At 72.5% G+C, this 13,678-nt stretch carries 15 protein-coding genes; 7 read left to right on the top strand and 8 right to left on the bottom strand.

Annotated features, from left to right (window positions below):
* Positions 1–80 precede the first annotated feature (80 nt).
* Entirely contained in the window at positions 81–1,664 is a 1,584-nt protein-coding gene (dacB, locus tag BXA10_RS11575; RefSeq protein ID WP_076470323.1) for a D-alanyl-D-alanine carboxypeptidase/D-alanyl-D-alanine endopeptidase, read from the top strand.
* A 76-nt stretch (positions 1,665–1,740) separates the two neighbouring features.
* Here the strand turns inward: dacB and BXA10_RS11570 are convergent, their stop codons facing one another.
* From BXA10_RS11570 to BXA10_RS11560, 3 genes are all read right to left on the bottom strand, one after another.
* Positions 1,741–2,067: a hypothetical protein gene (locus BXA10_RS11570; RefSeq protein WP_076470322.1), complete on the bottom strand. Its 327-nt coding sequence runs from the start codon at positions 2,065–2,067 to the stop codon at positions 1,741–1,743.
* Between the two features lie 174 nt (positions 2,068–2,241).
* Positions 2,242–2,679: a nitroreductase family deazaflavin-dependent oxidoreductase gene (locus BXA10_RS11565; RefSeq protein WP_076470321.1), complete on the bottom strand. Its 438-nt coding sequence runs from the start codon at positions 2,677–2,679 to the stop codon at positions 2,242–2,244.
* Positions 2,680–2,905: 226 nt separating this feature from the next.
* Complete coding sequence (locus tag BXA10_RS11560; protein WP_076470320.1) at positions 2,906–3,499, bottom strand: pentapeptide repeat-containing protein; 594 nt, start codon at positions 3,497–3,499, stop codon at positions 2,906–2,908.
* 81 nt (positions 3,500–3,580) lie between these two features.
* Between BXA10_RS11560 and BXA10_RS11555 the strand changes: the two genes are divergently transcribed.
* A complete protein-coding gene (locus BXA10_RS11555) occupies positions 3,581–4,813 on the top strand; it encodes a serine hydrolase domain-containing protein (protein WP_076470319.1) in 1,233 nt (410 codons plus the stop codon).
* An 89-nt stretch (positions 4,814–4,902) separates the two neighbouring features.
* Positions 4,903–5,544 (top strand): NAD(P)-dependent oxidoreductase, encoded by a 642-nt coding sequence (locus BXA10_RS11550; RefSeq protein ID WP_076470318.1) that lies wholly within the window; start codon positions 4,903–4,905, stop codon positions 5,542–5,544.
* A 190-nt stretch (positions 5,545–5,734) separates the two neighbouring features.
* Here the strand turns inward: BXA10_RS11550 and BXA10_RS11545 are convergent, their stop codons facing one another.
* Together BXA10_RS11545 and BXA10_RS11540 are read right to left on the bottom strand one after the other, a co-directional pair.
* Positions 5,735–6,199, bottom strand: coding sequence for a PPOX class F420-dependent oxidoreductase (locus BXA10_RS11545; protein ID WP_076470317.1), 465 nt, complete (start codon positions 6,197–6,199; stop codon positions 5,735–5,737).
* Between the two features lie 48 nt (positions 6,200–6,247).
* Positions 6,248–6,889 (bottom strand): DUF6642 family protein, encoded by a 642-nt coding sequence (locus tag BXA10_RS11540; RefSeq protein ID WP_076470565.1) that lies wholly within the window; start codon positions 6,887–6,889, stop codon positions 6,248–6,250.
* Between the two features lie 304 nt (positions 6,890–7,193).
* Between BXA10_RS11540 and BXA10_RS11535 the strand changes: the two genes are divergently transcribed.
* Complete coding sequence (locus BXA10_RS11535; RefSeq protein ID WP_076470316.1) at positions 7,194–7,976, top strand: M15 family metallopeptidase; 783 nt, start codon at positions 7,194–7,196, stop codon at positions 7,974–7,976.
* 60 nt (positions 7,977–8,036) lie between these two features.
* Here the strand turns inward: BXA10_RS11535 and BXA10_RS11530 are convergent, their stop codons facing one another.
* Both BXA10_RS11530 and BXA10_RS11525 read right to left on the bottom strand, forming a co-directional pair.
* A complete protein-coding gene (locus tag BXA10_RS11530) occupies positions 8,037–8,834 on the bottom strand; it encodes a response regulator (protein WP_076470315.1) in 798 nt (265 codons plus the stop codon).
* The gene (locus tag BXA10_RS11525) at positions 8,813–10,063 is read right to left on the bottom strand and encodes a sensor histidine kinase (RefSeq protein ID WP_076470314.1); all 1,251 of its coding nucleotides are present in this window, start codon (positions 10,061–10,063) and stop codon (positions 8,813–8,815) included. The genes BXA10_RS11530 and BXA10_RS11525 overlap by 22 nt, the downstream gene beginning before the upstream one ends.
* A 132-nt stretch (positions 10,064–10,195) precedes the next feature.
* Here BXA10_RS11525 and BXA10_RS11520 point away from each other — a divergent pair, with 132 nt between their 5' ends.
* The 3 genes from BXA10_RS11520 to BXA10_RS11510 are packed head-to-tail and all read left to right on the top strand — an operon-like array spanning position 10,196 to position 12,614.
* On the top strand, positions 10,196–11,086 hold the full coding sequence (locus BXA10_RS11520; RefSeq protein ID WP_076470313.1) for an ABC transporter ATP-binding protein: 891 nt from the start codon (positions 10,196–10,198) through the stop codon (positions 11,084–11,086).
* Positions 11,083–11,877, top strand: coding sequence for an ABC transporter permease (locus BXA10_RS11515; RefSeq protein ID WP_425436053.1), 795 nt, complete (start codon positions 11,083–11,085; stop codon positions 11,875–11,877). Before BXA10_RS11520 ends, BXA10_RS11515 begins: the two co-directional genes overlap by 4 nt.
* 2 nt (positions 11,878–11,879) lie before the next feature.
* Positions 11,880–12,614, top strand: a complete 735-nt coding sequence (locus tag BXA10_RS11510) for a YqeB family protein (RefSeq protein ID WP_084752624.1) — start codon at positions 11,880–11,882, stop codon at positions 12,612–12,614.
* Between the two features lie 19 nt (positions 12,615–12,633).
* Here BXA10_RS11510 and BXA10_RS11505 read toward each other — a convergent pair whose 3' ends face one another.
* Entirely contained in the window at positions 12,634–13,659 is a 1,026-nt protein-coding gene (locus tag BXA10_RS11505) for a hypothetical protein (RefSeq protein ID WP_076470312.1), read from the bottom strand.
* Between the last annotated feature and the right edge of the window lie 19 nt (positions 13,660–13,678).

The raw sequence follows: 13,678 nt of genomic DNA, 5'->3' as shown, positions 1-13,678 counted from the left end.
GCACCGGCTGAACCTCGGATCGGCAAAAACCTTCGCCATTGGACCTTTCCCGGCGATTATCTCCATGACAGCATCGAGGCATGCAACGTCGTCTCTTCCCCCGGACGCTCGCGCTGGTCGCGCTGGTCGCCGCCGCCGCGACCGCCGGCGCCCCCGGTGCGACAGCCGAATCCCCCGCCCCGTCCGTGACCCGCCTGAACGCGACCATCGACGCGATCCTCGCCGACTCCCGGCTGGCCGGCGCACAGGCGTCGGTGGTGGTGGCGGACACTACGACCGGTCAAACCCTCTACAACCGCAACGGCGACCGCCGGCTGGTGCCGGCCTCCAACACCAAGCTGCTGACCTCCACGGCGGCCATGGCGCTGCTCGGACCGGACCACCGCTTCACCACCGACGTGCGCACCAGCGGCAAGCGCCGCGCCGGCGTGGTCACCGGCGACCTCTACCTGCGCGGCGGCGGCGACCCGACCATGCTCGCCGCCGACTACGACGCGCTCGCGGCGCAGGTGGCGGCGGCGGGCGTACGCGTCGTGAAGGGCGACCTGGTCGCCGACGACACCCGGTACGACCACAACCGGCTCGGACCGGACTGGACCTGGGACGACGAGCCCTGGTACTACGCGGCGCAGGTCTCCGCGCTGACCGTCGCACCGGACACCGACTACGACGCGGGCACCGTCATCGTGCACGCCGCACCCGGGAGACAGGCCGGCGCGGCGCCGGTGCTCACCACCACCCCACCGACCGGCTACCTGCGGTTCGACAACCGCGCGAAGACGGTGACCGACGGCGAGACGTCGATCTCGTTCGAGCGTGAGCACGGCGGCAACACCATCGTGGTCACCGGTCAGATCGCGACGGGCGGCGAGCCGGCCAGCGACTGGGTGACGGTCTGGGAGCCGACCGGCTACGCGGCAGACGTGTTCCGGGCAGCCCTGCAACGGCACGGCGTACGAGTTCAGGGGCGCACGCTGCTCGGGCAGCCCACCCCGACCGCGGCCGCCACCGTCGCCCGCCACGACTCGATGACGCTGGCCGAGTTGATGGTGCCGTTCCTCAAGCTCTCCAACAACGGGCACGCCGAGGTGCTCGCCAAGGAGATCGGCCGGGTCACGGCCGGCTCCGGCACCTGGTCGGCAGGGCTCGCCGCCGTCAGCGAGTACGTGTCGAGCGTCGGCATGGACACCGGCGCGCTGCGGCAGCGGGACGGCTCCGGCCTCTCCCGTCGCAACATGATCCCGGCCGGCGAGTTCGTCGACCTGCTCGCCGCCGTCCGCGCCGAGCCCTGGTTCGACGCCTGGTACGCGGCACTGCCCATCGCCGGGCAGCCCGAGCGCTTCGTCGGCGGCACGCTGCGCAGCCGGATGCAGGGCACGCCGGCGGCCGGGAACGTGCACGCCAAGACGGGCAGCCTCACCGGGGCGTCCAGCCTCTCCGGTTACGTCACCGACGCCGACGGCCGGGTGCTGGCGTTCTCGATCCTGCTGAACAACTACCTGGCCTCGTCTGTGAAGGGGCTGGAGGACCAGATCGCTGTCGCGCTCGCGGGCTACAGCGAGAAGAGCGTGGGCGCGGCGCGCGTCGCGCCGCCCGCGACGCCCGAGGTATCGCAGGTGCCCGAGGGCTTCGAGTGTTCCTGGGTCAAGCCGATCGCCTGCTGAGCGGGGCCCGTTCGTCAGGCAACCCCGTTCGCGAGGCGGTTCCTCGTGCCGGGCCCCCGAACAGGGGCCCGGCACGTCAGGCACTCGGGCGGGGCGGGAGCGACGCAGCCGGGTCGCCACGCTCGATGAGCGCGTCGATGTCGGCATCGCGCAGCCCGCGCAGCGCCAACACGCGCGCGCCCCAACGGTGCAGGCGGCAGGGGTGTGGATTGGCGTCGTTGCGGCAGATCGTCCCACCGGACCAGCGCTGAGGTGCGTGCACCACCACCGCCCGGAGGGCGAACTGCACGTCCTCGCCGGTCACGTACGGCGGCAGCGGGATCTCCCGGAGCGTGTCGTCGAGCGACTCGGTGGGACCGGCTTGGGCGACCGGACGGACACGGTGGGCGGTACTGATGCTCATCTGCACAATCCTCCACACAGGATGGTCGGACCGGGACAGCAGAAAGTTACGACGCCATCGACGGAACGCGACGGACAAACTGTCCCGCGTTTCTGGGTGGGGATTTCGATGACCGGCCGGCCAGGGTCCGGCGCGGACGCCGCCGGGCACCCCGCGGCGACCCACGACGGCGGGTCAGACGCGTTCCAGCACCACCACCGGGATCTCCCGGTCCGTCTTGGTCTGATACTCGTCGTACGCGGGCCAGATCTTCGCCATCGTCGCCCACATCCGGGGCTTCTCCTCGGCGGTGGCGGTCCGCGCCCGGGCGGTGAACCGCTCGGCACCGACCTGCACGTCGACCTGCGGCTCGGCCAGCAGGTTGAGGTACCAGGCCGGGTGCTGGGGCGCGCCGCCCTGCGAGGCGACGACCAGGTAGTTCTCGCCGTCCCGCCCGTAGATGAGCGCGGTGCGACGCAGCTTGCCGCTGTGCCGGCCCCGAGTGGTCAGCAGCAGCGTGAACACGCCCGGTCGCCACTCGTGCCCGTCGGCCCCGTCGGTCTCGAGATACCGGTGGATGTGGCTGGCGACCCAGCTCGTGGGGCTGTCCAGCACGCCCTCGCTCGCGGTCATGGGCGACTCCTTTCGGATCTTTCGCAGTCGACGCCCACGCTACCGCCGGCGTACGCCCACGGTCCGGCGAAGGAACGGACGGCGGCCCTCGTCCGGGGGCGCGCCCTTCGGAGCACGGAACCGCACTGTGAACTGGGCAACTGCGGCCGGTGTGTGGATCCTCCACCGGCGAGATCGGCGCCGCAGGACACGGGCCGGCCCCGATGATCAGGTGGTGGTCGGGGCTTCAGCGGATCTCGAAGCCGAGCGCCTGAGCGATCGCCAGCGACTGCTCGGCGTCGATGATCGCCCCCGCCCGCTCCACCAGCAATGGGTCGAGCGCGGTCAGGTCGGTGCCCCGCAGGTCGGCGCCGGAGAGCCGCGCGCTGTGCAACTGCGCGGCGGAGAGGTCGACGCCGGCGATCGTGGCGCCGGTCAGGTTGGCTCCGGTGAGGTCGACCTCCCGCATCCGCACGTCGGTGATCCGTACCCCGCGCAGGTCGGCGCCGGGCAGGGCGACGAACGACCAGTCACCCCCGGCGACCGTCAACGGCCGCAGGTCACACTGGGCGAAGGTGCTGCCGACCAGCTTGCAGCCGGTGAACTCGGCCTCGAAGAGGTTGCACCGCTGGAAGCGGCACCGGGTGAAGGCCGAGTCGGTGTGCCGGGAGGCGTTGAACTTCACGTTGCCGAAGGTGCAGCCGTCGAAGACCGCGCCCCGGCTGACCGCCTCGGTGAGGTCGACCTCGAAGAACGAGCAGCGGACGAAGCGCCTGTCGAACAGTTCCTCGCCGTACCAGTCCTCGTCACGGAAGGTCGCGTCCTCGGTCAGCTCGGGCATCGGGCCAGGCTACCGACGAAGACCGACATGTGTGGTCGGTGGCTATTCCCGCCGGGAGCACCGGCGGGTAGGTTCGGCGAGGTGAGTGTGGTGAGGAGCATCGATCCGGATCAGGTCGGCTTCGACCCGGCGCGGCTGGCGCGGATCGACGAGCACTTCGGCAGGTACGTCGACGAGGGTCGGCTCGCCGGCTGGCAGGCGGTCGTCACCCGCCGCGGCGAGGTGGTCCACTCGACCGCGTACGGGCTGCGCGACCGGGAGGCGGGCACGCCGGTCGAGGCGGACACCCTGTGGCGGATCTACTCGATGACCAAGCCGGTCACCTCGGTCGCCGCGATGCTCCTCTGGGAGGAGGGGCGCTTCGAGCTGACCGACGAGATCAGCCGCTGGCTGCCCGAGTTCGCCGACCTGCGGGTATACGCCAAGGGCTCGACGCTCAAGCCGTACACGGTGCCGGCCGTCGAACCGATCCGCGTCTGGCACCTGCTCACCCACACCTCCGGCCTCACGTACGGCTTCATGCAGACCTCGGTGGTCGACGGTCTCTACCGGGCCGCCGGCTACGACCTGTACCCGCCGTCGGACGTCGACCTGGCCGGTGCCTGCGCGGCCTTCGGCCGGCTGCCGCTGCTGTTCCAGCCCGGCACGGCCTGGGGCTACTCGGTCGCCACGGACGTGCTCGGCCGGCTGATCGAGGTGCTCTCCGGGCAGAGCCTCGACGCGTTCCTCACCGACCGGATCTTCCGGCCGCTCGGGATGACCGACACCCGCTGGTACGTCGAGGGCGAGGACGGCGACCGGCTCGCCGCGCTGTACGCCCCGGACCCACGAACCGGGCGGGCCATGCGCTACGACCAGCTCGGTGCGCTCGCCTACCAGAAGCCGGCCCTGCTCTCCGGCGGAGGTGGTCTCATCTCCTCGGCCGCCGACTACCACCGCTTCACCCAGATGCTGCTGCGCGGCGGGGAGCTGGACGGGGTACGCCTGCTCGGCCCGCGCACCGTGCGCTTCATGACCCGCAACCACCTCCCCGGTGGCCAGGACCTGGGCACCCTCTCCACCGGCGGCTTCGCCGAGACCACGCTCGACGGGATCGGCTTCGGGCTCGGCTTCGCGGTGGTCGACGACCCGATCCCCAGCCGGGTCCCGAGCAGCGTCGGCGAGTACTACTGGGGTGGCGTGGCGAGCACCGCGTTCTGGGTCGACCCGGCCGAGGAGATCACCGCACTCTTCTTCACCCAGCTGCTGCCCTCCAGCACGTACCCGATCCGGCCGCAGCTGCGCCAACTCGTCTACTCGGCGCTCGTGGACTGACCCGCCTCGGGTTCTCCCGGTAACGCCACCGGCGGCCGACCCGGTCAATAGCCTTGAGAACCGGAGGTCACGTCCGGCGGGAGGCGGTCATGAGCAGCATCGTGGTATTCGGCGCGGGTGGCACCGCCGGCTCCCGGGTCACCGCCGAGGCGGTCGGACGCGGACACCGGGTCACCGCCGCGGTACGCCGCCCGGAAGCGGCCTCCTACCTGCCCGCCGGGGTGCAGGTGGTGACCGGGGACGCCACCAGCGAGCGAAGCGTACGGGAGTTGGCCCCGGAGGCCGACGTCCTGCTGGTCGCGATCGGCGGAGGCGAGCGCGGGCTCTGGCTCGACGCGGCGCGGGCGCTGGTCACCACGCTGCGCGGGCTGCCGGACGCGCCCCGGATCATCCACCTCGGCGGCGGGTCGACGCTGCTGACGCCGAGAGGCACCCGGTACCTGGACGAGCCCGACTTCCCCGAGGAGTACCGCGACTCCGCTCAGGGGCAGGCGGACGCCCTCGACTACTACCGCAGCCAGGCCGACGGGGTGACCTGGACGTACGTCTCGCCGCCGCCGCTGGAGTTCCACCCCGGCGAGCGGACCGGGCACTACCGCACCGGCACCGACGAGCCGGTCACCGACGATCAGGGCCGGTCGGTGCTCACCTACGAGGACCTCGCGGTGGCGATCGTCGACGAGATCGAGCACCCGCGCCACGAGAACATGCGCTTCAGCGTGGCGTACTGAGGTTCCTGCGCGGACCCGGGCGTGAGGCGCTGCGTGGATGCGCCCCATTTCTGGGGCAGCTCGACAGGCTCCGACTGGAACCCCCGTCACCGCCAGGCGCACGCCGCCGTGGACGGACCCCTCCGGACGACGCGCTGCGCGACCCGGCCGCCTTCACGAAGAGTGGCTCACGCCGGCAGGAAGCCGGCTGTCAGTCGGCGAGGCGGGCGGGGAACCCGCCGGTGGCGATCGGGCTCCAGCGCTCGATGGTGACCCGGATCAGGGACTTGCCCTGCTGCACCATGGCCGCGCGGTACTCGTCCCAGTCGGGGTGCTCGCCCGAGATGCAGCGGAAGTACTCCACCAACGGTTCGAGCGCCTCCGGCAGATCCAGCACCTCGGCCGTGCCGTCGATCTGCACCCAGGGCCCGTTCCAGTCGTCGGAGAGTACACAGGCCGACACCCGCGGGTCGCGGCGGATGTTGGCCGCCTTGACCCGTTCCGGATAGGTGGAGACCACCAGCCGGCCGGCGGTGTCCACGCCCGCGGTGACCGGCGAGGCCTGCGGTCGGCCGTCCGATCGGGTCGTCATCAGCACCACGCGGTGCCGGGGGCGGAGGAATTCGATCAGGCCGTCGCGGTCGACCTTGGTATTCGTCGCGATGCTGCGTGCCACGAGTCGTTTCTACCAGGCCCGCCGCCGGGCCGCCGCCGGGTGCCCCGGTCACTCGGGACGGACGGCGGTGCGCTCCGCGACCTGCTGCGTGGGCACCCGGGGCCGCACCGATGGCCGCCAGGCGCGCCCGTTGGCGTAGATCACCCGGAATCCCAGGTACGAGGCGAGGGGCGCCCAGTGCGCCGAACCCATCCGCAATTCCGCGGCGTTGTGCCGCTGGCCGTTGGCCAGTACGTCGAGCAGGACGGTTTCGAAGGCTGCCGATTCGACCCAGTCCACGTCCCGGGTGAAACCGCAGATGAGTGCGGCTCCGGTGACCTGGAGGAATTCGCGCAGCGCCGCGTCCGAGGCACGCAGCACGGAACAGCTGCCGAAGTAGAGCCGGCGCCCTTCGCAACGCCCGGCCATCAGTTCGGCGACGTCGGAGAGTTCGACGGAGTTCCAGTCGGTCAGGCGGAGCCGGCTCGGCTCCCCGTGCATCGCGAAGAATCCCACCCGATGGTCGGCGTACTGCTTGAGCAACCAGCGGTCGAGGAAGTAGAAGAGCTCGTCGCGGGTCGCCGCGTCCTTGTGGATGAACCGGATCTTGCCCAGCCGCTCGAGCAGTTCGAGCGTGGGCAGCACGGACCCTCGCTCGTTGAGGTCCCGGTGCCACTGACCTTCGACGCAGAAGACGCCTCCCCGCGCCACGTCCACCTCCCCCGCGCGTCGCTCCGGGGCCTGACGTTACCGCTCACCGGGGCTCGGAGAACATCACCCCCAGTGGGGCATTTCGCAAGTTTCGCCGCCTTTACGCCCACTCGACGTTTCGCACCAAAATGGCTGATTCGCCGATCAACCACATTTACAGCGAGCGCCTAGCAACCGCAAATCATGAGGACAATTCTCGTTAACCGCCACCAACGGGCCCGATAGCTGCCAGGGTGGAAATCACGGGACGCCCCGGTCAATGTCCCGAAGCCACCCCATTCACGTTCCTATCGGGAGGACTTCTGTGCGCGTAAACACCCTGAAGCGGGCTGCCGTCGCCTTCGTCCTGGCGCTGCCAGGCGCCGCGATCGCCGCGGTGGTCGCCGCGCCAGCGGCCCATGCCGACGGCTGCTACACGTGGAACCGCAACCTCTACCAGGGGCGGTCCGGCTCGGACGTCCGCGAGTTGCAGGTCCGGGTGGCCGGTTGGGCTGGCAATCGGGACATCGTCGAGACCGACGGCATCTTCGGACCGAAGACCCAGGCCGCGGTCCGACGGTTCCAGCAGGCGTACGGGCTGCGGGTCGACGGCATCGCCGGCCCCGAGACGTACGCCAAGCTCTACGAACTCCAGGACAACGACTGCACACCGCGTCACTTCAGCTACACCGAACTGGACGGCGGCTGCGGCCAGGGCGGGTACAGCGGGGGCCCGCTGCCGGCCGGCGAGACGCGCGAGAACGCGCTGCGCACGATGTGGAAGCTGGAGGCGCTGCGCCGCAGCCTCGGCGACAAGCCCCTCTACGTGACCAGCGGCTTCCGCAGCAATGCCTGCAACAACCAGGTCGGCGGGGCGTCGGACAGCCAGCACCTCTACGGCACCGCCGCCGACGTGGTGTCCCGCACCTCGTCGCTCTGCGAGATCGCCCGCGACGCCCGCACCAAGGGCTTCAGCGGGATCTTCGGGCCCGGCTACCCGGACCACGACGACCACGTGCACGTCGACTCGCGCCGTGAGAACAACGACGACGGCATCCGCAACAGCACCAGCTGGTCCGCGCCGGACTGCGGGGTGGGCAACAACTGAGCGACCGACGGAGCGACGCCGGCCCGGCGCGGGGAGGTCACCCGAGCGCCGGGCCGGCCCTCAGACCAGACCGGCGTCGTGCACCAGCAGGGCCACCTGCACCCGGTTGTTCAGCTCGAGACGGGTCAGCAGCCGGGACACGTACGCCTTGACGGTCGCCACGCTCATGTAGAGCTCCGCGGCGATCTCGGCATTGGTCCGCCCCTGGCCGAGCGCGACAGCGACCTCCCGCTCCCGCTCGCTGAGCGTGCTCAGCAGCCGCAACGCGCGCTCCCGACGCGGGTCCGGCCCGACCGGGACGGGCGCGGCACCGGTGACGTGCGCGATCAACGTGCGGGTGACCGCCGGGGAGAGGGTCGCCTCGCCCGCCGCCACCCGCCGCACCGCCTGCACGATCTCCCCGGGCGGGGTGTCCTTCAGCAGGAAACCGGAAGCGCCGACGCGCAGTGCCCGGAGCACCTGCTCGTCGGCGTGGAAGGTGGTCAGCACCAGCACCTCCGGCGGGTCCGGCAGCGCGCGCAGGGCCTCGGTCGCGGCCAGCCCGTCCAACCGGGGCATCCGGATGTCCATGAGCACCACGTCGGGCCGGCCGGCGGCGACCGCGGCCGGCACCTCACCACCGTCGGCGGCCTCCCCCACCACCCGCAGGTCCGGCACACCGCCGAGGATCATCGACAGTCCGGCCCGGACCAACGGGTCGTCGTCCACGATCAACACTCGCACGGGCCCGCCCGCCGACGCCGCGCCTGCGGCATCCGACGCCCCGGCGGCCGACCCGACGTCCACGCCGTGGCTGACCGGGCCCGGGTCGTTCGTGCCGGCCCGACCCGGCCCGGTCACGCCGTCCACGGCAGCCACGCCGCCAGGCGGAAGTCGCCTGTCTCGTCCCGCCCGTACTCGAGGCGCCCGCCCGCCAGCGTGACCCGCTCGGCGATGCCGACCAGCCCGGTGCCCGTGCCGGGAATGCCCGCGTCGGTCGCCCCGGCGATCGGCCACCGGTTGCGGATGTCGACGCTGAGTCCGGCGCCCGGCGCGCCTGCCACGCCGACGGTGACCACCGTGCCGGGAGCGTGCTTACGGGCGTTGGTCAGTCCCTCCTGCACGATCCGGTACGCGCTTCGGCCGACCGCCGCCGGCACCGCGTCGGCGGCCGCGACCAGTTGGGTGGCGTTGACCCGTACGCCGGCCTCCCGGGACTCCTCGATCAACGCCGGCAGGTCCGCCAGGGTCGGTTGCGGACGCTCCGGATCCTCCTCGACCTCGCTCTCCGTACGCAGCACACCGATCACCTCGCGCAGATCCTGCAACGCGGCGTGCGCGCTGCCCCGGATCACCCCGGCGGCCTTCGCCACCTCGTCCGCCGGCGCGTCGGGGCGGAACTCGAGCGCCCCGGCGTGCAGGCTGAGCAGCGAGATCCGGTGCGCGAGCACGTCGTGCATCTCCCGGGCGATCCGGGTGCGCTCCAACTGGCGGGCCTGCGCCACCCGCAACTGCTGCTCCGCCTCGGCCCGTTCGGCGCGCTCCCGCAGCGACACCACCAACTGCCGGCGGGCGCGCACGAACATCCCCCAGGCCAGCACCGTCGCGCTGATCACCACCCCCCACACGGTGGCCGCCCAGTACGGCAGGTTGGGCTCGGGCCGCAGGTAGCCGAAGGCGAAGTTGGTGCAGATCCCGGCCGCGGTGACGGCCAGCGCGACCGCGGTCCGCCGGTGCACCACCACGGTGAAGTAGATGATCACCAGTGGGAAGGCGCCGGCCATGGAGAACGCGGTAAGTGGCAACGTCGCCGCCGCCAGGCCGAGCGGCCAGCGCCGACGCACCCACAGCAGCCCGCAGCAGACCAGCCCGATCACGGCGTCCACGACGATCATCCAGCCGTGGGGCAGCCGGGTGGCGAGCTCGGGAGCCGGGCTGAGGGCGTCCAACGTGGCGACCAGCACCCAGAACAGGGAGACCACGAAGGCCACGCTGTCGACGATCCAGTCCCGGGTGGTGCGCCGGGGGCGGGCGCGGGCCCGCCCGGCCGGCACGGCGAGCGCCCCGGGCAGCAGCCAGGGGTGGTCCGGCACGACGGCGCTGGTCACGCGTCAATGCTAGGCAGCCTGGAGACCGGCCAGCCAGCTACCAAAGTCGATAGCCTCGCGTAGACCAAGGTCGTTGCGATCGGCGACCGCCGGCCGCTGCGGGCGGCCGGGTGGCTCGCGCAGGCTCGACACATGATCAGCGTGGAGAACCTGAGCAAGCGGTACGGCCGGCATCCGGCCGTCGACGACGTGTCGTTCCGCTGTGAACCGGGCACGGTGACCGGATTCCTCGGACCGAACGGGGCGGGCAAGTCCACCACCCTGCGGATGATCTGTGGGCTGACCCCGCCGACCACCGGCCGGGCGACGGTGAGCGGACGCCCGTACCGGGACCTGGAGAACCCGGGGCGGGAGATCGGGGTGCTGCTGGACGCCTCGGCCCAGCACGCCGGGCGGACCGGCCGGGAGGCGCTGGGCGTCGCCGCGTACACCATGGGTCTGGACCGGCGGGCGGTCGCGGCCAAGCTGGAGCTGGTCGGGCTCGACGGGGCGGCGGCGAGGCGGCGGGTCCGGGCGTACTCGCTGGGCATGCGGCAGCGACTCGGCCTGGCGCTGGCGCTGCTCGGTGACCCACGGGTGCTGATCCTCGACGAGCCGGCCAACGGACTCGACCCGGAGGGGATCTTCTGGATGCGCGGCCTGCTGCGCGACTTCGCGGACCGGGGCGGCACCGTGTTGCTCTCCTCCCACCTGCTGCGCGAGGTGGAGGCGGTCGCGGACCGGCTGGTGGTGATCGGGGGCGGCCGGATCGTGGCGCAGGGAGACAAGACCGAGTTGCTCTCCGGCGGCGGAACGCTGGTGCGCGCCCGCGATGGCGAGGCGCTGCGCCGGTCCCTGGCCGCCGGCGGGCTCACCGTTCGGGAGACCGACGACGGGTTGCTGGTCCACGCCGAGACGGAGGCCGTCGGGCAGGCGGCCGCGGACGCCGGGGTCGTGCTGACCGAGCTGCGCCCGGCAGCTGGTGGCCTCGAGCAGCTCTTCCTCACCCTCACCGCCGAGTCGACCAAGGAGGCCGGGAAGTGACCACCACGACCACACCCCAGGCGAGCAGCGTCGAGCCCGTGCCGCGTCCCGGTGTCCGGCGGCCGTCGCTGCCCCGGCTCACCGCGGTGGAGCTGCGCAAGCTCGCCGACACCCGGGCCGGTCTCTGGCTGCTGATCATCATCGGTCTGACCACCGCCGTCATCGTCACCCTTCAGCTCGTCTTCGCCGACGCCGCGGACCAGACCTTCGCGAACTTCTTCGTGCCGTCGCTGTTGCCGGTCGGGGTGCTCCTGCCCGTGCTGGGCATCCTCTCCGTCACGGCCGAATGGTCGCAGCGGACCGCGCTCGTCACGTACGCCCTGGTGCCCCGCCGGGAACGGGTGGTCGTCGCGAAGCTGGCCGCGGTGGTGCTGGCCGCGCTCGCGTCGGTGGCGACCAGCCTGGCGGTGGCCGCGGTCGGCACGCTGATCGCCGGGACGAGTGGCGGCGCGGGCAGTTGGGAGTTCGACGAGACCCTGCTGCTGAACTCGGTGGTCTTCCAGGTCGCCAACGCGCTGATGGGTGTCGCTTTCGGGTTGCTGCTGCTCAACACCCCGCTCGCCATCGTCACCTACCTGCTGCTGCCCACCGCGTGGTCGATCGTCGGCGGGCTGGTTCCGGCGTTGCACCGGCCGGCCGGTTGGCTGGACACCGGACGCACCATGGAGCCACTCTTCACCACCTCCCTGGACGCCGACCAGTGGGCCCGGCTGGCGGTGTCACTGGTGGTCTGGTTGCTCGTGCCGCTGGCGGCCGGCCTGGTCCGGACGCTGCGGCGGGAGGTGGCCTGACCATGGCCGGCGACGCCCGCACCAGGGTCGGCGGCGGGGCGGCCGAGCTGGCACTGATGTGGGGCGGCTTCCCGCCGCTCGGCGCCGGGGCCGGCTGGCTGCTCGCCGCCGCGGCGGGATGGCTCGCCGACCTGCGCTGGGTGCCGCTGCGGGGCCTGTTCGAGGCGCTGTCCCGGCTGCCGCAGCCGCAGGTCTCCATCGGCGCGGCGGTGCTCGGGGCGTTGGCCGGCCTGCTGCTCGCCGGGGCCGGCACCGCCGAACGGCTCACCGTCACCGTCGACCGTGAGCGGGTCGCCCTGCGCCGCGACGGCAAGCGTCAGGAGACGCCCCGCCACCAGGTACGCGTCGTCCTCGTCGACGGCGGTGACCTGGTGCTGCTCGACGGCGACGGCGGCGAACTGCTGCGGGAGCGTTCGGAGCTGGATCGCAACCGGCTGCGCGCGGCGTTCCGGGCGCACGGCTGGCCGTGGGCGGAGGAAGACCCGCACCGGGCCGCGTACCGGCTGTGGGTGCCGGGGCTGCCCGGGCTGCCGGCCGGCGCGGACGCGCTGCTGCGAGCCCGGGAGCGGGCGATCGAACGGGATCGGCGCAACGACGCCCGGGAACTGCGCCGCGAGCTGAGCCGGCTCGGGGTGGTGGTACGGGACGAGGAGCGGCGGCAGTACTGGCGGTTGACCGCCCGCGCCGTCGCGCCCGCCGCCGATCAGCGGACCGCGCCGGAGCCCGACCGCCGCTGACCGGGCGGACCGCCGCTGGTCAGCCGCGCGTCCCGACCGGCGGCGGCACCGCCGGACGGGCCGCGCCCGGCCCGCCGTCGAGCGCTGGCGGCCATGCCAACAGCAGCGCCATTCCGAGCCCGACGAGCACACCGGCGAACGAGTACAGGACGTCCGAGTCCGCGGAATTGATGGGGGTGTTGCCGGCCAACGCGTTGAGCGGCGCACCGATCCGCAACCACATCGAGATCAGCATCACGAAAATCAGCATCGCCGTTGGGCCGATGAGTCCCGCGAGAGCGGCCAAACCGTGCCGCCCCCAGTCGGGCCGGCCGGCCGGCCAGTTCCAGGCGAGCACCGTCACCCCGGTGAAGAGCACCGCGCCGAGTAGAGGGAAGTGCAGCAGCCCGCTGCCGGGCGAGGTGGCGCGGACGAACAGGACGCCGAGCACACCCGCGACGCCCACCGCCACGGCCAACCAGCTCCGGGCCCGGCTCGGCGCGGGCGCCGCCGCCAGGGCGCAGCTCACCGCCAGCAGGAGCAGCAGCGTGGCGGTGCCGAACGCGGCGGGGTGCAGCTCTGGCTCCCGATCGGTCGGCGATTCGATGCCGGCGGTCACCAGCGTCAACGCCCCCGCCACACAGGCTGCGCCCGTCAGGGTCCGCCGGTACGCTCCCGGTCGGGCCGCGCTGCGCCCCAGACGTACGCACAGGGCGGCGAACGCGGCGACCACCGCGCAGCCGGCGGCGGCGAGCAGCACCGTCGGTCCGGCGCCGGTCGGGTCGGCCCGGTCCACGGCCAGGTCGGCGGCGATCCACACCCCGCCCAGCAGCACGGCCGGACGCGCCCACCAGCTGTCGCCGCGCCCGGCGAGCACCAACCCGAGGACGACCGCGACGATGGCGGCGAACCGCAGGTCACGGGCCCAGTAGGTGTTGTTGCCGGGTAGCGCCTCCGGCCACGGTCCGACCGGCTCGGTCAGGGGCTGCAGGACTGTCATGTTGACCGCCCACAGCACGGCGGCGACGGCGGCGAGGAGCAGCCCGGCCGGGCGCGCGAATCGCATCCGGGTACGGTAGCCCGTC

Source organism: Micromonospora avicenniae (assembly GCF_900156065.1).
Taxonomy (GTDB): Bacteria; Actinomycetota; Actinomycetes; order Mycobacteriales; family Micromonosporaceae; genus Micromonospora; species Micromonospora avicenniae.
The sequence above is the reverse complement of the archived record's forward strand: the minus strand, read 5'-3'. Positions and strand labels throughout refer to the sequence as shown.